Origin of the sequence: Salmonella sp. SG203, from assembly GCF_013350575.1 — a bacterium.
GTDB classification, from domain to species: Bacteria; Pseudomonadota; Gammaproteobacteria; order Enterobacterales; family Enterobacteriaceae; genus Salmonella; species Salmonella enterica.
Map to the genome: position 1 here is coordinate 15,018 of NZ_SNMT01000014.1, position 23,380 is coordinate 38,397.

21 protein-coding genes and 1 pseudogene are annotated in these 23,380 nt (G+C 47.5%); 9 read left to right on the top strand and 13 right to left on the bottom strand.

Annotation, left to right across the window (positions count from 1 at the left end; all coding sequences use genetic code 11):
- Positions 1–17: 17 nt before the first annotated feature.
- The 3 genes from gpmM to HV477_RS18330 are packed head-to-tail and all read left to right on the top strand — an operon-like array spanning position 18 to position 3,821.
- Positions 18–1,562, top strand: coding sequence for a 2,3-bisphosphoglycerate-independent phosphoglycerate mutase (gpmM, locus tag HV477_RS18320; RefSeq protein WP_000116576.1), 1,545 nt, complete (start codon positions 18–20; stop codon positions 1,560–1,562).
- 33 nt (positions 1,563–1,595) lie between these two features.
- Complete coding sequence (envC, locus tag HV477_RS18325) at positions 1,596–2,855, top strand: murein hydrolase activator EnvC (RefSeq protein WP_228770042.1); 1,260 nt, start codon at positions 1,596–1,598, stop codon at positions 2,853–2,855.
- A 3-nt stretch (positions 2,856–2,858) separates the two neighbouring features.
- Positions 2,859–3,821, top strand: coding sequence for a divergent polysaccharide deacetylase family protein (locus HV477_RS18330; protein ID WP_175065246.1), 963 nt, complete (start codon positions 2,859–2,861; stop codon positions 3,819–3,821).
- Here the strand turns inward: HV477_RS18330 and HV477_RS18335 are convergent.
- From HV477_RS18335 to kbl, 3 genes are all read right to left on the bottom strand, one after another.
- The gene (locus tag HV477_RS18335; RefSeq protein WP_079898900.1) at positions 3,808–4,842 is read right to left on the bottom strand and encodes a glycosyltransferase; all 1,035 of its coding nucleotides are present in this window, start codon (positions 4,840–4,842) and stop codon (positions 3,808–3,810) included. The genes HV477_RS18330 and HV477_RS18335 overlap by 14 nt on opposite strands.
- 293 nt (positions 4,843–5,135) lie before the next feature.
- The gene (gene tdh / locus HV477_RS18340) at positions 5,136–6,161 is read right to left on the bottom strand and encodes an L-threonine 3-dehydrogenase (protein WP_000645990.1); all 1,026 of its coding nucleotides are present in this window, start codon (positions 6,159–6,161) and stop codon (positions 5,136–5,138) included.
- Between the two features lie 9 nt (positions 6,162–6,170).
- Positions 6,171–7,367, bottom strand: a complete 1,197-nt coding sequence (kbl, locus tag HV477_RS18345; protein ID WP_001213790.1) for a glycine C-acetyltransferase — start codon at positions 7,365–7,367, stop codon at positions 6,171–6,173.
- Positions 7,368–7,569: 202 nt separating this feature from the next.
- On the opposite strand from kbl, the gene rfaD reads away from it, so the two are divergent.
- Genes rfaD through rfaL form a run of 4 tightly spaced genes read left to right on the top strand, consistent with a single transcriptional unit; the run spans position 7,570 to position 11,758 of the window.
- Positions 7,570–8,502 carry an ADP-glyceromanno-heptose 6-epimerase gene (gene rfaD / locus HV477_RS18350; RefSeq protein WP_000587771.1) on the top strand — a complete coding sequence of 311 codons (933 nt, stop codon included), beginning with the start codon at positions 7,570–7,572 and terminating at the stop codon, positions 8,500–8,502.
- Between the two features lie 2 nt (positions 8,503–8,504).
- Positions 8,505–9,551 (top strand): ADP-heptose--LPS heptosyltransferase RfaF, encoded by a 1,047-nt coding sequence (gene rfaF, locus HV477_RS18355; protein WP_000699196.1) that lies wholly within the window; start codon positions 8,505–8,507, stop codon positions 9,549–9,551.
- A complete protein-coding gene (rfaC, locus tag HV477_RS18360) occupies positions 9,551–10,504 on the top strand; it encodes a lipopolysaccharide heptosyltransferase RfaC (protein ID WP_001264622.1) in 954 nt (317 codons plus the stop codon). The genes rfaF and rfaC overlap by 1 nt, the downstream gene beginning before the upstream one ends.
- A 39-nt stretch (positions 10,505–10,543) precedes the next feature.
- Positions 10,544–11,758, top strand: coding sequence for an O-antigen ligase RfaL (gene rfaL, locus HV477_RS18365; protein ID WP_000958444.1), 1,215 nt, complete (start codon positions 10,544–10,546; stop codon positions 11,756–11,758).
- Positions 11,759–11,814: 56 nt separating this feature from the next.
- Here rfaL and HV477_RS18370 read toward each other — a convergent pair whose 3' ends face one another.
- The 10 genes and pseudogenes from HV477_RS18370 to rfaQ all read right to left on the bottom strand — a co-directional run bounded on the left by HV477_RS18370 (position 11,815) and on the right by rfaQ (position 21,185).
- Complete coding sequence (locus HV477_RS18370) at positions 11,815–12,960, bottom strand: lipopolysaccharide N-acetylglucosaminyltransferase (RefSeq protein WP_000591834.1); 1,146 nt, start codon at positions 12,958–12,960, stop codon at positions 11,815–11,817.
- A 99-nt stretch (positions 12,961–13,059) separates the two neighbouring features.
- On the bottom strand, positions 13,060–13,869 hold the full coding sequence (waaZ, locus tag HV477_RS18375; protein ID WP_000536019.1) for a 3-deoxy-D-manno-oct-2-ulosonate III transferase WaaZ: 810 nt from the start codon (positions 13,867–13,869) through the stop codon (positions 13,060–13,062).
- Between the two features lie 149 nt (positions 13,870–14,018).
- Positions 14,019–14,717 carry a lipopolysaccharide core heptose(II) kinase RfaY gene (gene rfaY / locus HV477_RS18380; RefSeq protein WP_020838487.1) on the bottom strand — a complete coding sequence of 233 codons (699 nt, stop codon included), beginning with the start codon at positions 14,715–14,717 and terminating at the stop codon, positions 14,019–14,021.
- A 22-nt stretch (positions 14,718–14,739) separates the two neighbouring features.
- A complete protein-coding gene (gene rfaJ / locus HV477_RS18385) occupies positions 14,740–15,753 on the bottom strand; it encodes a lipopolysaccharide 1,2-glucosyltransferase RfaJ (RefSeq protein ID WP_000376874.1) in 1,014 nt (337 codons plus the stop codon).
- 17 nt (positions 15,754–15,770) lie between these two features.
- The gene (gene waaO / locus HV477_RS18390; RefSeq protein WP_020838486.1) at positions 15,771–16,784 is read right to left on the bottom strand and encodes a lipopolysaccharide 3-alpha-galactosyltransferase; all 1,014 of its coding nucleotides are present in this window, start codon (positions 16,782–16,784) and stop codon (positions 15,771–15,773) included.
- 5 nt (positions 16,785–16,789) lie between these two features.
- Positions 16,790–17,869 (bottom strand): lipopolysaccharide 1,6-galactosyltransferase, encoded by a 1,080-nt coding sequence (gene waaB / locus HV477_RS18395; RefSeq protein WP_000683975.1) that lies wholly within the window; start codon positions 17,867–17,869, stop codon positions 16,790–16,792.
- Positions 17,870–17,986: 117 nt separating this feature from the next.
- A pseudogene (locus tag HV477_RS18400) lies at positions 17,987–18,148 on the bottom strand (glycosyltransferase family 8 protein); the annotation flags it as partial.
- A 55-nt stretch (positions 18,149–18,203) separates the two neighbouring features.
- Positions 18,204–19,001 carry a lipopolysaccharide core heptose(I) kinase RfaP gene (rfaP, locus tag HV477_RS18405; RefSeq protein WP_000229825.1) on the bottom strand — a complete coding sequence of 266 codons (798 nt, stop codon included), beginning with the start codon at positions 18,999–19,001 and terminating at the stop codon, positions 18,204–18,206.
- Positions 18,994–20,118 (bottom strand): glycosyltransferase family 4 protein, encoded by a 1,125-nt coding sequence (locus HV477_RS18410; protein ID WP_001261577.1) that lies wholly within the window; start codon positions 20,116–20,118, stop codon positions 18,994–18,996. The genes rfaP and HV477_RS18410 overlap by 8 nt, the downstream gene beginning before the upstream one ends.
- Positions 20,115–21,185, bottom strand: a complete 1,071-nt coding sequence (rfaQ, locus tag HV477_RS18415) for a lipopolysaccharide core heptosyltransferase RfaQ (RefSeq protein ID WP_001526672.1) — start codon at positions 21,183–21,185, stop codon at positions 20,115–20,117. The genes HV477_RS18410 and rfaQ overlap by 4 nt, the downstream gene beginning before the upstream one ends.
- 408 nt (positions 21,186–21,593) lie before the next feature.
- Here rfaQ and waaA point away from each other — a divergent pair, with 408 nt between their 5' ends.
- Together waaA and coaD are read left to right on the top strand one after the other, a co-directional pair.
- Positions 21,594–22,871 (top strand): lipid IV(A) 3-deoxy-D-manno-octulosonic acid transferase, encoded by a 1,278-nt coding sequence (gene waaA / locus HV477_RS18420; RefSeq protein ID WP_000891582.1) that lies wholly within the window; start codon positions 21,594–21,596, stop codon positions 22,869–22,871.
- A gap of 8 nt (positions 22,872–22,879) precedes the next feature.
- Complete coding sequence (gene coaD / locus HV477_RS18425; protein WP_001171884.1) at positions 22,880–23,359, top strand: pantetheine-phosphate adenylyltransferase; 480 nt, start codon at positions 22,880–22,882, stop codon at positions 23,357–23,359.
- Positions 23,360–23,380 lie beyond the last annotated feature (21 nt).

Here is a 23,380-nt window from a genome sequence, read left to right on the forward strand (position 1 = left end):
AGTATGAGGTTGTCGCAATGTCGGTTTCTAAAAAACCTATGGTACTGGTGATTCTGGATGGCTACGGCTACCGTGAAGAACAGCAGGATAACGCTATCTTAAACGCCAAAACCCCGGTGATGGATGCTCTGTGGGCAAAACGTCCGCATACCCTGATCGACGCATCCGGTCTGGAAGTGGGTCTGCCTGACCGCCAGATGGGCAACTCCGAAGTGGGCCACGTTAACCTGGGCGCAGGCCGCATCGTTTATCAGGACCTGACGCGTCTGGACGTTGAAATTAAAGAACGTACTTTCTTTGCTAACCCAGTCCTGACCAATGCGGTAGACCAGGCGAAAAACGCCGGTAAAGCGGTTCATATTATGGGTCTGCTGTCCGCGGGCGGCGTCCACAGCCACGAAGATCACATTATGGCGATGGTGGAGCTGGCCGCAGAGCGCGGCGCAGAAAAAATCTATCTGCACGCCTTCCTCGACGGTCGCGACACGCCGCCGCGCAGCGCTGAAGCCTCGCTGAAAAAATTCGAAGACAAATTCGCCGCGCTGGGCAAAGGCCGCGTGGCGTCTATCGTCGGTCGTTACTACGCTATGGACCGCGACAACCGTTGGGATCGCGTGGAAAAAGCGTATGATCTGATGACCCTGGCGCAGGGCGAATTCCAGGCAGATACCGCTGTGGCTGGCCTGCAGGCCGCTTACGCTCGTGATGAAAACGATGAGTTTGTCAAAGCGACCGTTATCCGCGCCGAGGGCCAGGCTGATGCGGCGATGGAAGACGGCGACACGCTGATTTTCATGAACTTCCGCGCTGACCGCGCGCGCGAAATTACCCGCGCTTTCGTTAATGCTGATTTCGACGGCTTTGCGCGTAAGAAAGTGGTTAATCTGAACTTCGTGATGCTGACCGAATACGCCGCCGACATCAAAACTGCCGTTGCCTACCCACCAGCGTCGCTGGCGAATACCTTTGGCGAATGGATGGCGAAAAACGACAAAACTCAGCTGCGTATTTCCGAAACGGAAAAATATGCGCACGTAACCTTTTTCTTTAACGGCGGCGTAGAAGAACCGTTTGCTGGTGAAGAGCGCATTCTGATCAACTCACCGAAAGTGGCCACTTATGACCTGCAACCGGAAATGAGCTCTGCAGAATTGACTGAAAAATTGGTCGCGGCGATCGAAAGCGGTAAGTACGACACCATCATTTGTAACTATCCAAACGGCGATATGGTCGGTCATACCGGCGTGATGGAAGCCGCCATCAAAGCGGTGGAAGCGTTGGATAACTGCATTGAACAGGTAACAAAAGCGGTTGAGTCCGTTGGTGGACAATTGTTGATTACCGCGGACCACGGCAACGCGGAGCAGATGCGCGATCCGGCGACCGGTCAGGCGCATACCGCCCACACCAACCTGCCGGTGCCGCTGATTTATGTCGGCGAGAAAAACGTGAAGGCGGTTGAAGGCGGCAAACTTTCAGACATTGCGCCTACCATGCTGTCGCTGATGGGGATGGAAATCCCGCAAGAGATGACTGGTAAGCCGCTGTTCATCGTGGAATAATCCCTCCCCATGAGGGGAAAGGCGATTAACACCATTCAACAGGCCGTGAAACTAAAAACGTTTTCAGTCAGGCCTTTGTTCTACGCCAGCGTACTTAGCGCTGGCGTATTGTTGTGCGCCTTTTCCGCCCACGCGGATGACCGTGATCAACTCAAATCTATTCAGGCCGATATCGCCGCGAAAGAACGCGACGTACGCCAGCAGCAGCAACAGCGCGCCAGCCTCCTGGCACAACTGAAAGCCCAGGAAGAGGCCATCTCGGCCGCAGCGCGTAAGCTGCGCGAAACGCAAAGCACTCTGGATCAGTTAAATGCGCAAATTGATGAGATGAACGCCTCAATTGCCAAACTGGAGCAGCAAAAAGCCAGCCAGGAGCGTAATCTCGCCGCGCAGTTGGACGCCGCTTTCCGCCAGGGCGAACACACCGGCATTCAGCTTATTCTTAGCGGAGAAGAGAGCCAGCGTGGGCAACGCCTGCAGGCCTACTTCGGCTATCTGAACCAGGCGCGCCAGGAGACTATCGCCGAACTGAAACAGACTCGCGAACAGGTCGCCACGCAAAAAGCCGAGCTGGAAGAGAAGCAAAGCCAACAACAAACGTTGCTGTATGAACAGCGCGCTCAGCAGGCGAAGCTGGAGCAGGCGCGTAATGAACGTAAGAAAACGCTTGCCGGACTGGAGTCGTCTATTCAGCAAGGCCAGCAACAGTTAAGCGAACTACGCGCCAACGAATCACGCCTACGCAACAGTATCGCGCGGGCGGAAGCGGCGGCCAAAGCGCGAGCGGAGCGTGAAGCCCGCGAAGCGCAGGCGGTACGCGATAAGCAGCAGGAAGCCTCGCGTAAAGGCAGCACCTATAAGCCGACGGAAAGCGAGCGTTCGCTAATGTCCCGCACCGGCGGTCTGGGCGCGCCTCGCGGTCAGGCATACTGGCCGGTACGCGGCCCGATATTGCATCGCTATGGCGAACGGCTGCAGGGTGAGCTACGTTGGAAGGGGATGGTGATCGGCGCGTCGGAAGGCACCGAGGTCAAAGCCATCGCCGACGGCAGGGTGATTCTGGCGGACTGGCTGCAAGGCTATGGCCTGGTGGTGGTCGTGGAGCATGGTAAAGGCGATATGAGCCTTTACGGCTATAACCAGAGCGCGCTGGTCAGCGTAGGCGCGCAGGTGCGCGCCGGACAACCTATCGCCCTTGTGGGCAGTAGCGGCGGTCAGGGCAGACCTTCGCTTTATTTCGAAATTCGTCGCCAGGGTCAGGCCGTCAATCCACAGCCGTGGTTGGGAAGATAAGTTTTGCCTCAGTTTCGTCGCTCCATTCTCACGCTGGCCACTTTGCTGGCGTTTGCACATCCCGTTTTCGCTGGCAAGCTCGCCATCGTGATTGATGATTTTGGCTATCGCCCGCATACGGAAAACCAGGTTCTGGCGCTGCCGCCAAACATCTCCGTCGCCGTACTGCCCAACGCGCCGCACGCGCGCGAAATGGCAACTAAAGCGCACAATAGCGGGCATGAGGTGTTAATCCACCTGCCGATGGCGCCGCTAAGCAAACAGCCGCTGGAGAAGGATACGCTGCGACCAGATATGAGCAGCGATGAGATCGAGCACATTATCCGCGAGGCGGTAAACAACGTGCCGTATGCCGTCGGGCTTAATAACCACATGGGCAGCGCAATGACTTCCAGCCTGTTCGGTATGCAAAAAGTTATGCAGGTGCTGGAACATTACAATCTCTATTTTCTCGACAGCATGACGATTGGCAATAGCCAGGCGATGCGCGCGGCATCCGGTACGGGTGTGAAAGTGATCAAGCGTAAAGTGTTCCTCGACGATACGCAAAACGAGGCGGATATCCGCCGTCAGTTTAATCGCGCTATCGAACTGGCCCGTCGCAACGGTTCCGCTATCGCGATTGGTCATCCGCATCCCGCAACGGTTCGCGTGCTGCAACAGATGGTTTATCGCCTGCCGGCGGATATCACCCTGGTACGTCCAGGCAGCCTGCTCAACGAACCGCAGGTAGATACGTCCCGACCTGGTGTAACGCCGCAGAAAATTGACGCACCGCGCAATCCCTTTCGCGGCGTGAAGATGTGCAAGCCGAAAAAACCGCTGCAACCGGTCTACGCTACGCGCTTTTTCAGCGTCATCGGCGAGAGCATTACGCAAAGTTCCGTGGTTGTCTGGTTTCAGCACCAGTGGCAAGGCTGGGGGAAAATCGCCGCGCCTAAAAACGTGAGCGCTAAGACAGATTGAGCGCCTTACGGGCCATACGACGGTGCGACAAGGTTTTGTCGCGCCATTGCCACAGCCGGAAGGACCAGAGCAGCGTCTGATAAGCCGCTTTCGCGCTGCGGACGTTAGCCATCATCCGTCTATACATGCCAGAAGTAAAAATTTCGGCAATCATACGCTGGCGGGTCAAAATATCAGGCTCTTTACGTACCGCATGACAAACGCGTAACGCTTCCCAGGTAATTTGCTGGCGAAATTGCGGGTAAATCGGAATACGACGGGCATAATCACGATTGAGCTTTTCTAATAATCGCGTAATTTTAATATAATGCCGCTGATAATTAAGATTTTTATTGCCTTGTCTTTGCAAACGGCTTACCGAATTATCATGCAGGAAATATTTATATAATGATTGTTCAGTATAACGTACGCGCGTGGCATTAAACATAACTTCCGTCGACCATAATATGTCCTGATGATGTAGTCCGGGAACGAAAGTAATATTGTTATCGGTAATTAACGCACGTCGATAAACGCCCATCCAGACAACATGCGTCCAGCGCCGCGAGGCCAGCGCCATACGCAACCAATCCGGTCCGCTTAATACCCCGGTGGAACGCAGACGATCGGTCGGAATAGATTGCCAGGCGTGCCCGGTTTTTCGGACGCACCAGTCCGCATTACACTGCGCAACGTCCAGATCATCGTTAAGCGCCATGGTCATCAGCGTTTCATACATCTTCGGGTAGACCTGGTCATCCGCATCGACAAAGGCGACATAATCGCCGGTCGCCGCTTGCAGGCCAAGATTACGGGCGACAGATGCGCCAGTATTGGCCTGATGAAGCAGTCGAACATGTGGGTAATGTTCCGCGTAATGTTTTGCTATCTCAACGGAATGATCCGTCGATCCATCATTCACAATAATAATTTCCAGCGCCGACCACGTTTGCGCGATTAACGACGCCATGCAAGCATTAAAATCCGCTCCCGCATTATATAACGGGATAATGATACTCACTTTGGTTTTACTATTTTTCATAACGATTACCAGAAAAACCTTAATTTACCCTGCCTTTATACTGTGGCTCTATTAAGAAACTATTAAGCCGCCATAATTAATTTTTACAGTAAAAAGCAAGCACAAAACTCAGAGTAGAGCGTGACGTTAGCGAGTAAAATAAGAGTAAAGCGCAATTACGAATGCTTGATGTCTATGACAATTCTTTACGGCTTTCCAGATTTTCCCTAACAAAAAAGGTTGGCGAATGACACCAACCTTTTACGATGAAACGTATATCAGACCCGATAAATATCATCGGGTCTCTATACATATTAATCCCAACTCAGAATAACTTTTCCTGACTGGCCTGAACGCATGGCGTCAAAACCTTTCTGGAAATCATCAATAGAGAAACGATGGGTGATAATCGGTGACAGATCCAGACCGGACTGGATCAGCGCCGCCATTTTGTACCACGTTTCGAACATCTCACGACCATAAATACCTTTAATGAACAAGCCCTTAAAGATGACTTTTGTCCAGTCGATAGACATATCTGATGGCGGAATCCCCAGCATCGCAATACGACCGCCGTGATTCATGGTGTCCAGCATGGTACGAAACGCCGGCGGCGCGCCGGACATCTCCAGACCCACATCGAACCCTTCGGTCATTCCCAGCTCCGCCATGACGTCGTTCAGGCTCTCTTTCGCGACGTTGACCGCGCGGGTGACGCCCATTTTACGCGCCAGCTCCAGACGGTATTCATTGACGTCAGTAATCACCACATGACGCGCGCCAACATGTTTCGCCACCGCGGCGGCCATTACGCCGATTGGCCCCGCCCCCGATACCAGTACATCTTCGCCGACAAGATCGAAAGACAGCGCCGTATGCACCGCATTACCAAACGGGTCGAAAATAGAGGCTAAATCATCAGAAATGTTATCCGGGATTTTAAACGCATTGAACGCCGGGATGACCAGATATTCCGCGAAGCAGCCGGGACGGTTGACGCCCACGCCGGTGGTGTTGCGACACAGGTGAGTACGACCACCACGGCAGTTGCGGCAATGACCGCAGGTGATATGACCTTCGCCGGAGACGCGATCGCCAATTTTAAAGCCTTTCACTTCCTGACCGATGCCGACCACTTCGCCAACATATTCATGCCCCACGACCATCGGAACCGGGATGGTTTTTTGCGACCAGTCATCCCAGTTATAGATGTGAACGTCAGTACCGCAGATGGCTGTTTTACGGATTTTAATCAGCAAATCGTTATGGCCGACTTCCGGTTCCGGAACGTCGGTCATCCAGATGCCCTCTTCCGCTTTCAGTTTGGATAACGCTTTCATCTTACATCCTCAGGCAATCACGCCCAGTTGTTTACCAATACGCGTGAACGCGTCTACCGCACGCGTAATTTGCTCAGGCGTATGCGCCGCAGACATCTGGGTACGAATACGCGCCTGACCTTTTGGTACGACCGGATAGAAGAAACCGGTAACGTAAATGCCCTCTTTTTGCAGTTCGCGGGCAAATTTCTGCGCGACAACCGCATCTCCCAGCATTACCGGGATGATGGCGTGATCCGCGCCTGCCAGCGTAAATCCCGCGGCAGACATCTGCTCACGGAACTGCCGGGCGTTCGCCCACAAGCGATCGCGCAGTTCTGCGCCCGCTTCCACCATCTCTAACACTTTAATAGAAGCCGCCACGATCGCCGGCGCCAGGGAGTTGGAGAACAGATATGGGCGGGAACGCTGACGCAACCACTCAACGACCTCTTTACGCGCCGCGGTATAACCGCCGGATGCGCCGCCTAACGCTTTGCCCAGCGTACCGGTAATAATATCTACGCGGCCCATTACGTCGCAGTATTCATGGGAACCGCGACCGTTTTCGCCGACAAAGCCTACCGCGTGAGAATCATCAACCATCACCAGCGCATCGTATTTATCGGCCAGATCACAGACGCCTTTCAGATTGGCGATGACGCCATCCATTGAGAACACCCCGTCGGTGGCGATCAGGACATGACGCGCGCCGGCCTCACGCGCCTCTTTCAGCCGCGCTTCCAGCTCTGCCATATCGTTGTTGGCATAGCGATAACGCTTCGCTTTACACAAACGCACGCCGTCAATGATAGACGCGTGGTTCAGCGCGTCGGAGATAATGGCGTCTTCCGCGCCCAGCAACGTCTCAAACAAGCCGCCGTTAGCGTCGAAACAGGAGGAATACAGAATCGCATCTTCCATGCCGAGGAAGCTTGCCAGCTTTTGCTCCAGCGCTTTGTGGCTATCCTGGGTGCCGCAGATAAAACGCACGGACGCCATACCGAAACCGTGGCTGTCCATACCCGCTTTTGCGGCATTAATCAGCTCAGGGTGATTCGCCAGCCCGAGATAGTTATTGGCGCAAAAGTTAATAACGTGGCTTCCATCCGCCACGGTGATATCCGCCTGCTGCGCAGACGTAATAATGCGCTCTTCTTTAAACAATCCTTCCGCTCGGGCGGTTTCCAGATCGTTGGTTAACTGTTTGTAAAAATCCCCACGCATTGCGATTCTCCAGACTGGGCAAATTTCAGCACATATTACCCAAAGCGATACGTTGATACGAGATGACGCGTCATCACTTCTTTAAAATGCAGCATAAATCACGCGTATCCTCACGGGTTATCAGTGAATGGATGAATAGTGTTATGATAAGAGCATTCATGTCTGAGACAGTCTCTGACACCATAATTCAAAGGTTACAGTTATGATCATCGTTACCGGCGGCGCGGGCTTTATCGGCAGCAATATCGTTAAAGCCCTGAATGATAAAGGTATCACCGATATTCTGGTGGTGGATAACCTGAAAGACGGCACCAAGTTTGTAAACCTGGTGGATCTGAACATTGCTGACTATATGGATAAGGAAGATTTCCTGATCCAGATTATGTCCGGAGAAGAGCTCGGCGATATCGAAGCTATTTTCCATGAAGGCGCCTGCTCTTCCACCACCGAGTGGGACGGCAAGTATATGATGGATAATAACTATCAATACTCCAAAGAGCTGCTGCACTATTGTCTTGAGCGCGAAATCCCGTTCCTCTATGCCTCTTCTGCCGCCACCTATGGCGGTCGCACGTCTGATTTCATCGAATCGCGCGAATACGAAAAACCGCTTAACGTTTACGGCTATTCTAAATTCCTGTTTGATGAATATGTGCGCCAGATCCTGCCAGAAGCGAACTCGCAGATTGTCGGTTTCCGCTATTTCAACGTCTATGGACCACGTGAAGGCCATAAAGGCAGCATGGCAAGCGTGGCATTTCATCTGAATACACAGTTAAACAACGGCGAAAGCCCGAAACTGTTTGAAGGCAGCGAAAACTTCAAGCGCGACTTCGTTTACGTGGGCGATGTGGCCGCCGTTAACCTGTGGTTCCTGGAAAGCGGTAAGTCCGGCATCTTTAACCTGGGCACAGGCCGCGCGGAATCTTTCCAGGCCGTCGCCGACGCGACGCTGGCATACCATAAAAAAGGCAGCATTGAATACATTCCGTTCCCGGATAAGCTGAAAGGTCGCTATCAGGCGTTTACGCAGGCGGATTTAACCAATCTACGCAACGCGGGCTACGACAAACCCTTTAAGACCGTCGCCGAAGGCGTCACGGAGTATATGGCCTGGCTGAACCGCGACGCGTAAGTATGAAAATTTTGGTCATTGGCCCGTCCTGGGTGGGCGACATGATGATGTCGCAAAGTCTCTATCGCACGCTTAAAGCGCGCTATCCCCAGGCGATAATCGACGTGATGGCGCCAGCCTGGTGCCGTCCGTTGTTATCGCGTATGCCGGAAGTTAACGAGGCGATACCCATGCCGCTGGGCCACGGCGCGCTGGAAATCGGCGAGCGCCGCAGATTGGGCCATAGCCTGCGAGAGAAGCGCTACGATCGCGCCTGGGTGTTGCCAAATTCGTTTAAATCGGCGCTGATTCCTTTCTTTGCCAATATCCCGCACCGTACTGGCTGGCGCGGCGAAATGCGCTATGGCCTGCTGAACGATGCGCGCGTCCTTGATAAAGACGCCTGGCCACTGATGGTGGAGCGCTACGTGGCGCTGGCTTATGACAAGGGCGTGATGCGCACGGCGAAAGATCTGCCCCAGCCGCTACTCTGGCCACAGCTCCAGGTTAGCGAGGGTGAAAAGTCGCTGATGTGCAGCGACTTTTCATTATCTTCTGAACGTCCTCTGATCGGCTTTTGCCCCGGCGCGGAATTTGGCCCGGCAAAACGTTGGCCGCACTATCACTACGCCGAACTGGCAAAACAGCTCATTAACGAAGGGTATCAGGTCGTACTGTTTGGCTCGGCAAAAGACCATGAAGCCGGAAATGAGATCCTGGCGGCGCTGAATAGCGAGCAGCAGGCATGGTGTCGCAACCTGGCGGGGGAAACCCAGCTGGAACAGGCCGTCATTCTGATAGCCGCCTGTAAAGCCATCGTCACCAACGATTCCGGACTGATGCACGTCGCGGCGGCGCTCGACCGCCCGCTGGTCGCCTTGTATGGCCCAAGTAGCCCGGATTTCACGCCACCGCTGTCTCATAAGGCCCGGGTGATTCGTCTCATTACGGGTTATCACAAAGTGCGTAAAGGTGATACGGCGCAAGGCTATCACCAGAGCCTGATCGATATCACGCCGCAGCGGGTTCTGGAAGAGCTTCATTCGCTGTTGTCGGAAGAGGGCGTTTAATGCGGGTTTTGATCGTTAAAACATCATCGATGGGCGACGTATTACATACCCTGCCTGCGCTTACCGACGCGCAACAGGCGATTCCGGGGATTCAATTTGATTGGGTTGTCGAAGAAGGGTTTGCGCAAATTCCGTCCTGGCACAGTGCTGTCGATCGCGTGATTCCCGTCGCTATTCGCCGTTGGCGCAAAGCCTGGTTTTCCGCGCCCATCAAAGCGGAACGCACAGCCTTTCGTCGGGCGGTATGCGCAAACCAATACGACGCTGTGATTGATGCGCAGGGGCTGGTAAAAAGCGCGGCGCTGGTGACGCGTCTGGCGCATGGGATAAAGCACGGTATGGACTGGAGTACCGCCCGCGAACCGCTGGCCAGCCTGTTCTATAACCGTAAACACCATATCGCAAAGCAACAACATGCGGTTGAACGGACGCGCGAGCTGTTCGCCAAAAGCCTGGGATACGATAAACCGCAGTCGCAGGGCGATTATGCCATCGCAAAACATTTTCTGCATTGCCAGCAGGCGGTTAGCGATCCGTATGCGGTGTTTTTACATGCCACGACCCGCGATGATAAACACTGGCCGGAAGCAAACTGGCGCGAGCTTATCGGCCTGGTGGGCAACACCGGATTACGGATAAAACTTCCCTGGGGCGCGCCTCATGAGGAGGCCCGTGCTAAACGACTGGCCGAAGGCTTTGACTATGTGGATGTGTTACCGCGCATGAGCCTGGAGGAGGTCGCCAGAGTGCTGGCTGGCGCAAAATTTGTCGTATCGGTTGATACCGGCCTGAGCCATCTCACCGCCGCGCTCGACAGACCGAATATTACGCTATATGGCCCAACGGACCCTGGGTTAATTGGAGGTTATGGGAAGAACCAAATGGCATGCTGCTCACCAGAACAGAACCTGGCGAATTTAGATGCCACAAGCGTATTTGGAAAGATTCATTAAAGAGACTCTGTCTCATCCCAAACCTATTGTGGAGAAAAGATGCTAACCACATCATTAACGTTAAATAAAGAGAAATGGAAGCCGATCTGGAATAAAGCGCTGGTTTTTCTTTTTGTTGCCACGTATTTTCTGGATGGTATTACGCGTTATAAACATTTGATAATCATACTTATGGTTATCACCGCGATTTACCATGTCTCACGCTCACCGAAAAGTTTTTCTCCTCTTTTCAAAAATAGCGTATTTTATAGCGTAGCAGTATTATCATTAATCCTTGTTTATTCCATACTCATATCGCCAGATATGAAAGAAAGTTTCAAGGAATTTGAAAATACGGTACTGGAGGGTTTCTTATTATATACTTTATTAATCCCCGTACTATTAAAAGATGAAACAAAAGAAACGGTTGCGAAAATAGTACTTTTCTCCTTTTTAACAAGTTTAGGATTACGTTCGCTGGTAGAAATTGTCTTTTATATTCAGGACTATTCCAGGGGGGTGATGCCATTTACAAACTATGACCATCGACATATATCTGATTCAATGGTATTTCTGTTCCCGGCATTGTTGAATATCTGGCTATTCAGAAAAACATCGCTCAAACTCGCTTTCTTTGCGCTGAGCGCCGTCTACTTATTCTTAATGTTAGGCACCTTGTCGCGGGGAGCATGGCTGGCAGTTTTAGTGGTGGGCGTTTTATGGGCGATTTTGAACCGCCAGTGGAAACTAATGGGAATTGGCGCTGCTATCCTGGTTATTGCTGGCGTTTTAGTTATCACTCAGCAAAGCCATAAACCGGATCAGGAGCGACTACTGTATAAATTACAGCAGACAGATAGCTCATATCGTTATACTAACGGAACCCAGGGCACCGCGTGGATACTGATTCAGGAAAACCCGATCAAGGGCTACGGCTATAGTAATGATGTTTATGATAGTGTTTATAATAAACGCGTTGTCGATTATCCAACGTGGACCTTTAAAGAATCTATCGGTCCGCATAATACCATTCTGTACATCTGGTTTAGTGCTGGCATATTGGGTCTGGCGAGCCTGGCCTATTTATATGGCGCTATCATCAGGGAAACAGCCAGCTCTACCTTCAGGAAAGTAGAGATAAGTCCCTACAATGCTCATCTCTTGCTATTTTTATCTTTCGTCGGTTTTTATATCGTTCGTGGTAATTTTGAACAGGTCGATATTGCTCAAATTGGTATCATTACCGGTTTTCTGCTGGCGCTAAGAAATAGATAAAAAAACGCGCTGATACTTATTACGGTATCAGCGCGTTTTCCATCATCAGGACTCAATCACTTATCAAACCAGTTTTTCATTTGTTCCTCGAAACGCTGCGCTACATTTTCCCAACTGTATTTTGAAAACACCAGGGATTTTGCTTTTTCGGCAATCTGGTGGCGTTCCTTATCAGCAAGCGCACGGTTAATATCATTAATTATACTGTCGCTCGACATAGGTTCTGCGAGGTGATAGCCCGTTATGCCATCTAACACAAATTCGCTAATCCCCCCTTTTTTGCTGGCAAGAACCGCTTTTCCTGCTGCCATCGCTTCTACAGCCACCATGCAAAATGCTTCTTCAACCTGAGATGGCACAATAACCAGATCGGCTATATGATAGAAGTTATGCATCTGGTCAGGAGATTGCCCCCCAGCCATAATACAATCAGTTCCAATCTCTTTTGCGGCGTCCAGTACTTTCTTTTGATACTCTGCTTTTTCACCCTTGCGGCTTGCATAAGGGTCGCCAACAACGACAAGTTTAATATTACTTTTTAAGGTACGTAATTTTTTGAACGCCTGCAAAAGCAACAGGATGCCTTTATCAGGCGAAATTCTCCCGGCATATAAGAGAACGGTGGCATCTTCCGCAATATTTAATTGCTGACGGAGGTTATTTTGTGGGTTTCTTTTATAAGTCTCAGCACAAAAACCATTAGGCACAATACTAACAGCAGCGGCGGGCAATCTTTCTTCATAAAACGCTTTAAGAAACTGACTGGGCACGATAATTTTTGCATCATTATCAGGCAGTTCTGGTTCAAATGCGTTATGCATGTGCATAACCAGTTTTGCATTTGGATTGCGCTCTCTGATCTGCCGATACAGTTTCATACTATTATGAATAACAATGACGCTATCTTCCTGGGTAGTCACTTTATCTCTAATATTAAGGACACGCTGGGAATAGGGTAGTGGGTCGAGACGAGTCCATTTCTGAAAAAGACGCTTATAAACTTTACTAAACCCAATGTAATGAATATCACAGTTATCGTTTATTTTATTATATTCAGGATAGCCAGCATTCTTTATACAAGCAATAGCACTCGGTATTGATAGTCGTTTTGCAACCTGGTAAATCCAGGTTTCTACCGCAGCCGCACCACGAGGAGGAATTGAAAATATAGGAGTAACAGTAAATATGATTTTTTTAATCATAATAGCTATAATCCAGAATAGTTAACTTTATAGAAAAAGAAATGTTATAGAAAAAGAAATGCGTGCCGAAGCAACGCAAAATAATGATTTATCTAGTGTCTAGACAATTTTATCGTAATATATTTCATCCTCAAGTTCCGAGGCTGTAATATATGGAATAACATCGTAATGAATTGCAGTATCATCTGATAAATTAAAGATATTTAAATCACTCACATTTTTTCTCATAAAAGTAAAAAATGGCAGTATTTTAAACAAGTCTTTACTAAGCTCAGATGGCATAGGGCTGGTAGATTCGTCATAGAAACGTGGGCAACTCCCTGTTAAGTCAAGCCCAGAACATATAATACGACCATACTTAAGGGAATAGGCAACTTGAATAGCGGTATAAGCAATAGTATGGCAAGAGCAATACCCGATGCTGATATCCTTGCAAAATCCAGCCAGTCGCCCTCTTTTCGAAAGAGGAACTGAAATAAGTAATGCTTTATGAACCCGCTTGAGGATATTAAATTTAATTTTTTTTAAAAAGCCCCCTTTTTCTCGGCGATAAAAGGAGCGAATAATTAAACAGTTTTCTTCAATATATTTTTGATCATCCACTGAAGCCTGTTCGTACACATCAAGATTGACGATAGTAAACTGACTGTTACGGCTAAAGTTATAAAAATCTTCGCGCCGACGATGGAGGAAGCGAACATCCGTCAGAAGGTACAAAAATGGCTTGACGTTATTGTTTAGCAAATATTGAACAGAACCATTGACTGCAATGACATCTTTCATTCGTAACAAGGACAGCGGCGTCTTTCTGGACGTAGGACCAGAAAGAAAAATAATACAATCTTCAGCCGTTCTTTTCGCAATAAGTTGCAGAACATCGGCGTGAGTTATGAAGTTAACGCTGCCCATAAAAAACTCGTATGTTTATCATGCAACCTATAAATAAATGTTATATTCAATAACTAATATTACATCTCAAATTCTCTCAATTATGTCATAACGCTGCAGCAAATAAAAGTCAGTCAACCCCTTAAATTAAACCAAACGTGCTACATTGATCAGCGTTTTTCCTTACCCTTAATACAACGCAATAAATTTCGGAGTTTTTTCTTATAAATCAATAAGTAAAATCCGATATCTCTCACATTATTTTTGATACCATAATGTCTTTCTAAATCAATACGATCCTTTGCTTTTCGTTGTCTGGAAGGTCTTTTTCCGGACAAATCAATAATTCTGATCTCATTGCCTTGCAGGATAAAGTTACCTTTATGGGGATCGCCCGAAACCATACCATGCTGATGCAGAGAATATATCGACTGTTTGACTTTCCCTCTCACCTCGTCAGAAATTTCTGGCATATCAACAAGTTCAATACCTTCAATATACTCAATTATCATCACGTATGTTTTTACATAGCGTAATGTTTTAATTTCCGCCAGCAGGTAAAAATCATTAAGCGCCGTAAACCCTTCACGCCGCACACGATCTGTCTGATGAAAAAGCTTTTCGTAGTAATCCCCTTTTACTAACGATTTAAAAAAGCGTTCAGTATTTTTTACTTTTGGGCTAAATACTTTGAGAATATATTTTCCGTAGTCTGTATTAATCAATACAACTTTTGTATCTTCTATATTACGGAAGACTTTAATAACCTGATGATTATAAGATAGAAAATCTTTGAATATCCCAATGTATTTTTCACCGTCTTTTTTGACAAAGACGGTATAGTTTTTAATCTTTTTTTCAATAATCATAATGGAGATTTAGGGAGGGGAATTATTTGTGGAAAAGTTTACGATAAAGATATGCGCTTCCAGCCAGCAGGCCTTTAAAATAATGGCCCTGCACGAGAAGATGTTTATATCGCTTCTTAAATTCGACTATGGTACGCGCATCTTTTGCAGGAGAATCTTTCCAGGGCGAGTTCAGTCGTGCATTTTTATAATAGATAACTGAAGGATAATTTGCCCAGGCATGCCATGGTTTTGTAGCGCCCGTATAATGAATTAAAACAGTATTATCATTAATTATATTGCTATATTTTTTATGTGACTTATCTTTCAACTCACTTTTGATAGTATAAATGGTATTATACGGTCGCGGTAGAAAAATGACTTTGTCCTGTAGGAGAATATTCAAAACATCCTGATCGGGATATTTAAAAGAGTCAGCTTCTTTACCTGCCAGAAGTAAAAATGCCTTTTCAGTTAAGGCATTCTCTTTCCATAATTTCAGGTTAACAAAAACCACGCCGGAGTTAAAATAACCACCTTGTAAATTAAATGCTCTTAATCTCTCATTTACCTTATTCTGGATGGAATCAACATCTTTTACGACCGCAGCAATCTTCTCTGTCAAATCAAGTTGTAGAAGATCTTGCAAAGATCCTTTGCATACAACATCGGCATCCAAATAAAGTAAGGTGTTTACCTTCTTGCTGAGATAATCGAAAGCAAATAAACGAAAATACATTGCTCTCGACCATACTTTAGTTTGAGGCAATACTTCAAGGCTTTCTACTTTAATAAGATAAAGAGAAATTTTTATGTGATGCTGTACGGCTAAACGCTCTATATATTTTACAAAACACGGAGAGTATGAGTCACAAATAATGTGAAAAGCGAGCGGGATATTATTGTTTAATACAACTGAAGCGATTGATACCCCCACACCATCAAGATAGTTTTCATCAACACCATAAGAAATGTTTAATACGTTATCATCATTATTATTATTACTTTCATCAAAAACTTTATATTCAGCTATTTCTATCTCAGGAAATGAATCCATTACATCACCTATGGGTTTTATTCAAGAAGTTTACGTTTAAAGTAGGCTATATAGTAATTTATACCCGAAGTATAATGCTTCTGATTAAACATATGCTTTGCCGCATAACGTAACTGATGGCTAGTGACTGGATTTAAAAGTGCACAATGAGACCACGGTGAGTTGCTCTTAGCCTGTAAAAAATATTGTGACACAGGGTAAGCCCCCCAACTATGCCAGGGCTTCGTTGGTCCGATATAATGAACAAATACAGTCTCAGCATCGACTGGATTAATAACTGAATCTTTTAATTCATAGTTAAGACTAAATTGTGTATTAAATTTTTTATCAACAAAACGCGCTTTATTCACTAACAATATATTTAATACATCCTGATCAAGGTGCGTTATGCGCTGTACTACCTCTGGATCTTTTAGCATTTCAATCGCTTTCTTAGAGATATTTTCTGCGGTCCAAAGAGGTATGTTAATTAAAATAAAACCGGCATTAAAATAGCCAGAAACCAGCCCAGGCGTTGCCAGGCTAACCGAGCGCTTAGTCCACCATTCCAACTCGCCTTCAGCAACGACAGCCGCAATCTCATTTTCAGCAAAATTAAGATCAATAAGTTCCAGAATACTCCCCTTACATGCAATATCTGCATCCAGATAAAGTACTCTATCTGTTTTATCTGAAAAATAATCGGCGATAATGAATCTAAAGTATGTTGCATAGGTCCAGTTTTTGGTACTGGGTAGCGATTTTAAGCGCTCACAGTCGATTAGGTAAACAACAATCTGCGTAGCGTACTGTTTTGCTAATGCCTCAAATCGCTGCTGGTCTTCAGAGTCAAAGAAATCGGTAAAAACATGGAAAGCTAACGCCTTCTCTGGGTTAGCAAGGAGAACCGATGCAATAGAGACACCACAGCCAAAAAGAAAGTTTTTATCAATCCCATAAGCTATATTAAATTTATCAGCATCACTATGTTGTGCATAGTTATAATCTAAAGTCTGTTGAATGACTTCTTCTTCAAAATATTTTCTGCTCATAGTGATCACTTTTGTAATTTCGAGAATATCGCATTATTAAAATTTTTAAAATATAGCACATCGTAAAATCTCTCAATCGTGCCGGGAATAATATCATGCTGATATTTTACTTCACCAGAAATAACGCGATTAAGGTGTCCTACAAAATCATCTATAGCACCCGGAGTGTAAAGCTCACCATTCAAACCGGGTTTAATCATATCGCGCGGGCCAGACATACAATCAGAACTAATACACGGAATTCCATATGACATTGCTTCCAGCAGGGTCATAGGAAATCCCTCAAACGCAGAGGTAAGTAGTAACGCGGTGACATTTTTTATTTTTTGCTGTACGACTTGCCACGGCGCGCTTTGCCAACCATACCAGATCACACGCTGCTCAATACCAAGCTCCCGACTATAGGCCTGGCACTTTTCAAAATCTGAGCCATCACCAATAATATGTAGCTGCCATTCCCCTGTCGTACGAGTTAAGCCATCAAATAAATCTTTAACTCTTTTCTGTCCTTCAAATTTAAGACGCCCTACATAGAGAAATACAGCGGGTTTATCGCGCTCAGGCGGCGGCACAATGATTGTTTTAATAGAGACAGGATTATAAACGACGCTAATATTTTGCGCTGAGATACCCCGTGCCATCATCTGTTCTTTAATACCACTACTTATGGCCAGATGATAATCCGCGTACGTTATACATTCTGCATGTTTTTTATGGTCGAGCGAAAAATGCGGCCACGAGAAAATAGTAAACTGTTTACCACTTTTCTTTCGTGCTTTATTGGCATAAAGACATGAGATGATATCAATACATATCACAATATCCGGTGACGTTTCTTTCAGCCACTGACTAAAATTATAAACATGCTTAGCTCGACGAAGAAAACTTAATTTTATATTTGAGAATGATTGCGCATATTTAATCTCTTTTAGCCATGCTTTATCCATTTTGTCATTACGACAAAAGAAAAACATTTCACAGTTGATTTTCGGAGAGCTATTTTCAAACGTATGGATAACGTTGCTAATAACGGTTTCCATCCCTCCAAAACCGGATACCGCTTCGCCAATAAAAGCTATTTTCATATATACCCCAGAGTTAAAACCTTAATCTAAAGACTTTAGATATTAAATAGCAAAAATAGTAATATAACCCTATAGAGTAATTTTTACCTGACATCTCTCTTTTTGCTTTAAGGCGTAGTCAATATCTTTATTATTTTCGACAATGGAATATATTGCCACACCTGCTGGCATTATAAAACCATGATCAAAGCAAAGAGCAATGTCCAGTCTTCTTCCAAAAAAATCATCATGTTGAATTATGTTTTTTTGGTTTGAAATATAACTTTTAATGTTAGACATTCTGTCTATCCTTGTCTCACTCATAAATTACTCACTGAGTGCATAATTATTATAATTACAGATTTTTTCTTATTGTCCTTTCTTTAATTCGAGCGGCTTTAACATCTGCCTGATGAATCAACCCCGATTCTTTTTGCAAAATCTCTCGCAGGGGGAGAGAGAAATACTCACGCATAAACCGGAATATATCTCGCTGAGTCAGGCCAATATTCATTGAAGAAAAATAAAGCCCAATTAAATCTTTGTCACGCCAGCGAAGGGGAACGTGCTGGCGTATCTGCGCGCGATGCAGGTCAATTACGGAGATTTTTAAATCCTCTTCGCGACCAGTGAAAGGTAAATGCAGAAGAAAGTGGCAAATATAACAGTCGCGATGGTTAATTCCCCCGGCGTGCATTTTACGTACCATAGTCGCAACACGCTTAATGATCATCCACTTCACCTGCGCGTCCGGTGGATTAACAGCCCAGTCAGCACAGTAGTCTTCAAGGCTAATGGTGGGCGTTAAATCTTCGGTGATAATAAATGATGTTCTGGTTAGCGGGTTTACGCCTTTTTCACCAAAACCAACGCCGTGCATCGTATCAACGCCCAGCTCATGTAGACGATGAATGGCGTGCCATTCTCTGTCAGCGCCCAGAACAGGCATACGTAACGAAATCAGGTTCTTCACAATTTCTTTCAGCGAAGTACCTTTATGCCACTTCAGGAAGTAGCTTTTACCGTCCAGCTCAAACCGCAATGTTCGACGCGTCTCCAGCTCTCTGAACACTTCGCCCTGTAACGTTTTTACTTCCTCAAAAGCATCTTTACCGCGCCATAGTGTGGTTAACGGCGCTTTCAGCTCAACCATCTAAATCACCTGTAATAATATCCGCGGCCTTCTCCGGTAAGCTGTATAAATCCTGGGTATCAGCATAATACCGCGCATTTTCAGCCCAGGCGTTGCGTAAGGAAGGCTGTGTCAGCGCTTTGAGTAAAACCTCATTTAGCGCATCCTGGCGGAATGGTTCAGTCATCGCTTCGCCACAGTTTGCATCCACAATATAATGTGCATAACCGCACACCGCGGTTGTCAGCACCGGCAAACCAGCAGTAATGGCTTCCAGCAAAACAATACCAGCAGCTTCCTGATAGGCTGGATGCAGTAAAAGGTCGGCTGCCGCCATTAACTCCGCGATATCATTACGTCCGGAGAAAAAATGCACATTCGTGCCGACGCCGCTTCTTTCAGCCAGTGCTGCAAACTTCTTCGGCTTATCCTGCCCGACAACATAGAGCACCGTATTTTGCCGTAAAGATTCGGGTAGCGATGCCAGCGCTTCAATAGAGCGATCCACACCTTTACGGGTAAAGTCAGACCCTACTTGCAACAGTAATTTTTGCTGTTCTGAGATACCATTTTTCTGACGATAAATTTGACGACTGTTTGGGATCTGTTGGCTATATTTTCTGTCCGGGTAAATCCCCGGAGGAAGAATATGGAAACGCTCCGCTTCAGTCTGATAATGTTTTTGGAAGTCAGCAATCTGCTTATTCGTCAGCATTAATAGTTGCGTCGGCTTGCCGTGTTCAAACGTGGCGCGTTCAAAAGCAGCATAATGCCGATAGCGTGATGTCAGGCGATAGAAAAATCCTTTTTCCTGTGCGACTTTTTCGGCGTAACACACGTCTGCGGCGTAATACACATCAAGGCCCGGCATCTTATTGAATCCAACCACCCGATCGACAGGGTGGTCGCGCAAATGGTGTTGCACCCAGGCATAATATTCTGCGTTACGACCGTGGTTCGTCCGGGATTTAACCGGCACGCGGATTAATTCAAAGTTATCCGGGCATTCCCCTTCCCATGACTGAGTATAAACACGAACCTGATGCCCTCGCGCCGCCACGGTTTGGGCAATGCGCATAAAATCACGCTGCAGACCGCCAAAAGGAAAATATTTATATAAGCAAAAGGCAACTCTCATAGCAGGCTGTCCAAATCTATGGTGCGTGCCTCATGCGGCAGCATTTTTTCCGTCGCGGCGATAACATCTTCAGCCGGAATCACGGAAAGGTATTTTTTATTACGATCAAGCTCATGCCGTTCAGGCATCGGCTGATAATTTCCTGCCCAAAACTGAATGATGTCGTCGGTCCAGGGACGCCAGAATACATGATCCGTCGCGCCAAAAAGACAAATGACCGGCGTTTTGACTGCTGCGGCAATATGACCGGGGGCCGAATCAACGCCGATAAAGAGATCCGCATGGTCAATCAACGCACCCAATTCAGGAAAGCGAGTTTTACCCGCCAGACCAGTAACCGGTTTTGTCTCACAGCCGCGTGCAATAGCATCCACGCAGGCCATCTCGTCTGCGGCCGGGCCTGACGTCAGTACAACTTGATAACCGCGGCGCTGCACGGCATCAATAACCTGCGAGAATTTATCATTATCCCAGCACTTAAATAGCTGCCGTGCCGTAGGCTGAATAACAACATATTGTCGGGTCACACCAAGTTGTTTGAGCTGTTGTCGCATGTTTTCCCAATGTTCCGGGCGATAGCTCATGGTGGTTTCCGTGACATACTGTTTTAGCGCTAACGGCTTTAGCGCGGATAATGTGCGCTCAACAGCATGTTCTCCCGCATAAGGTACTAAATGCGTAAAGCTCTTTTTCCATAGAGCAGACTGACGATTACCGAAATCCTGCGAGATTTTTATTTTTGCGTTTAAAAAACGCACAATAAGCGCCACGCTCCACTGATCGGTGAGATTGACGACCAGATCATACGAGTTAGCACGCAATTTTTTGATTAGCGATAGCGCGTTTTTGATCTTCTCTTTTGTTCCTGCGCCTTTGTTACTGATGCCGTAGAGTGCATTAATCTCCGGATTTTCCGACAATATCGGTATGGTGTTCTGGTAAAGAAGCACATCGATTTTTGCATCGGGATAATTCTGCTTCAGCGTGCTGATGACAGGGGTGGTAAGTAACATGTCTCCATGAAAACGCATTTTTATAATCAGAATTCTTCGAAATGGCTTTTCCACAAGCGACTCTTTGGTTGAAATTGTCCGGATAAATAAGCAGAAAAAAGCACGCTACCGCCCCAGGCTTCACAGCAACCCGATGGCTAATACCGCACTCATTTTAGATGCGCTAGTGTAACACTTCTTTCGCAGCAATCCGATACGAATAATTTTTATACACAATCATTTTTTTAATCATAAATTCAAAGAGATAATAATTTATCCCCCTCTTGTGAATGGTCATTCCCATTGTCTGGGGCGACAAGGGCGGCAAATTTCAATGGATTGCGTAAAAATGCAAAAATAATGGGGTTCAGCGCCTGGAATCCTCGCTTCTGAGCCAATTTGGCGCAAAAATGGGAAAAGTAATGGTAAAGCCCAGGCTAAATACATAGAATCCCCAGCACATCCATAAGTCAGCTATTTACTATGCTCGAATTGCTTTACACCGCTCTTCTCTACCTTATTCAGCCTCTGATCTGGATACGGCTTTGGGTGCGTGGACGTAAAGCGCCGGCCTATCGTAAGCGCTGGGGTGAACGCTACGGATTCTACCGCCGTCCGTTGAAACCGGGCGGAATCATGCTGCATTCCGTCTCGGTGGGCGAAACTCTGGCGGCCATCCCATTGGTCCGCGCTCTACGTCATCGCTATCCCGATCTGCCTATTACCGTAACGACCATGACGCCGACCGGCTCGGAGCGCGTCCAGTCCGCCTTTGGCAACGATGTTCAGCACGTTTACTTGCCTTATGATTTGCCCGATGCGCTCAATCGTTTCCTCAATAAGATTGATCCTAAGCTGGTATTGATCATGGAGACTGAGCTCTGGCCAAATCTGATTGCTGCGCTGCACAAACGTCATATTCCGCTGGTTATCGCTAATGCGCGGCTTTCCGCCCGCTCCGCCGCGGGTTATGCGAAGCTTGGCAAGTTTGTCCGTACGCTCTTGCGCCGTATCACCCTGATTGCCGCGCAAAACGAAGAAGATGGCGAACGCTTTGTGGCATTGGGCGCGAAGAACAATCAGGTCACGGTCACCGGCAGTCTGAAATTTGATATTTCAGTTACGCCGCAGCTGGCGGCTAAAGCCGTTACGCTACGCCGCCAGTGGGCGCCGCACCGTCCGGTCTGGATTGCCACCAGCACCCACGATGGCGAAGAGAGTATCGTTATCGCCGCTCACCAGGCGTTATTACATCAATTCCCGAATTTATTACTGATTCTGGTGCCCCGCCATCCGGAGCGTTTCCCGGATGCTATCAATCTTGTGCGTCAGGCAGGGTTAAGCTACATCACTCGTTCTTCGGGCGAAGTACCGTCCGCCAGCACCCAGGTCGTGGTAGGCGATACCATGGGCGAATTAATGTTGCTCTATGGCATTGCCGATCTCGCCTTTGTTGGTGGTTCGCTGGTTGAACGCGGCGGTCATAACCCGCTGGAGGCCGCCGCTCATGCGATTCCGGTACTGATGGGTCCGCATACCTTTAACTTTAAAGATATTTGCGCCCGTCTGGATCAGGCGAGCGGACTTATCACGATTACCGATGCGGCTACGCTGGCAAAAGAAGTTTCCTCTTTACTGACCGACGCTGATTATCGTAATTTCTACGGACGTCACGCAGTTGAAGTGCTGTATCAAAATCAGGGCGCGCTCCAGCGTCTGCTGCAACTGCTGGAACCTTATCTGCCACCGAAAACGCATTGAGGACTGTCATGCAAAAACGGGCGATTTATCCAGGTACGTTTGATCCGATTACTAACGGTCATCTCGATATTGTGACGCGCGCAACGCAGATGTTCGACCATGTCATTCTGGCTATCGCCGCCAGCCCCGGCAAGAAACCCATGTTCACCCTGGACGAACGTGTGGCGCTGGCGCAAAAAGCGACCGCACACCTGGGTAACGTAGAGGTGGTAGGCTTTAGCGACCTGATGGCCAATTTCGCCCGCGACAGACAGGCGAATATCCTGATTCGTGGTCTGCGCGCGGTGGCGGATTTTGAATATGAAATGCAGTTGGCGCATATGAATCGCCATCTGATGCCGCAACTGGAAAGCGTTTTCCTGATGCCGTCCAAAGAGTGGTCGTTTATTTCATCGTCGCTGGTCAAAGAAGTGGCACGCCATCAGGGCGATGTGACCCACTTTCTGCCGGACAATGTGCATCAGGCGCTAATGGATAAGTTGAAATAAGTTTCCTTCCTTGCCGGGCCT

Excerpts from the sequence above, each read along its gene's own strand:
- gpmM (WP_000116576.1), top strand. The coding sequence starts at position 18 with ATGTCGGTTTCTAAAAAACCTATGGTACTGGTGATTCTGGATGGCTAC.
- HV477_RS18335 (WP_079898900.1), bottom strand. The coding sequence starts at position 4,842 with ATGAAAAATAGTAAAACCAAAGTGAGTATCATTATCCCGTTATATAAT.
- tdh (WP_000645990.1), bottom strand. The coding sequence starts at position 6,161 with ATGAAAGCGTTATCCAAACTGAAAGCGGAAGAGGGCATCTGGATGACC.
- kbl (WP_001213790.1), bottom strand. The coding sequence starts at position 7,367 with ATGCGTGGGGATTTTTACAAACAGTTAACCAACGATCTGGAAACCGCC.
- rfaD (WP_000587771.1), top strand. The coding sequence starts at position 7,570 with ATGATCATCGTTACCGGCGGCGCGGGCTTTATCGGCAGCAATATCGTT.
- rfaF (WP_000699196.1), top strand. The coding sequence starts at position 8,505 with ATGAAAATTTTGGTCATTGGCCCGTCCTGGGTGGGCGACATGATGATG.
- rfaC (WP_001264622.1), top strand. The coding sequence starts at position 9,551 with ATGCGGGTTTTGATCGTTAAAACATCATCGATGGGCGACGTATTACAT.
- rfaL (WP_000958444.1), top strand. The coding sequence starts at position 10,544 with ATGCTAACCACATCATTAACGTTAAATAAAGAGAAATGGAAGCCGATC.
- HV477_RS18370 (WP_000591834.1), bottom strand. The coding sequence starts at position 12,960 with ATGATTAAAAAAATCATATTTACTGTTACTCCTATATTTTCAATTCCT.
- waaZ (WP_000536019.1), bottom strand. The coding sequence starts at position 13,869 with ATGGGCAGCGTTAACTTCATAACTCACGCCGATGTTCTGCAACTTATT.
- rfaY (WP_020838487.1), bottom strand. The coding sequence starts at position 14,717 with ATGATTATTGAAAAAAAGATTAAAAACTATACCGTCTTTGTCAAAAAA.
- rfaJ (WP_000376874.1), bottom strand. The coding sequence starts at position 15,753 with ATGGATTCATTTCCTGAGATAGAAATAGCTGAATATAAAGTTTTTGAT.
- waaO (WP_020838486.1), bottom strand. The coding sequence starts at position 16,784 with ATGAGCAGAAAATATTTTGAAGAAGAAGTCATTCAACAGACTTTAGAT.
- waaB (WP_000683975.1), bottom strand. The coding sequence starts at position 17,869 with ATGAAAATAGCTTTTATTGGCGAAGCGGTATCCGGTTTTGGAGGGATG.
- rfaP (WP_000229825.1), bottom strand. The coding sequence starts at position 19,001 with ATGGTTGAGCTGAAAGCGCCGTTAACCACACTATGGCGCGGTAAAGAT.
- HV477_RS18410 (WP_001261577.1), bottom strand. The coding sequence starts at position 20,118 with ATGAGAGTTGCCTTTTGCTTATATAAATATTTTCCTTTTGGCGGTCTG.
- waaA (WP_000891582.1), top strand. The coding sequence starts at position 21,594 with ATGCTCGAATTGCTTTACACCGCTCTTCTCTACCTTATTCAGCCTCTG.
- coaD (WP_001171884.1), top strand. The coding sequence starts at position 22,880 with ATGCAAAAACGGGCGATTTATCCAGGTACGTTTGATCCGATTACTAAC.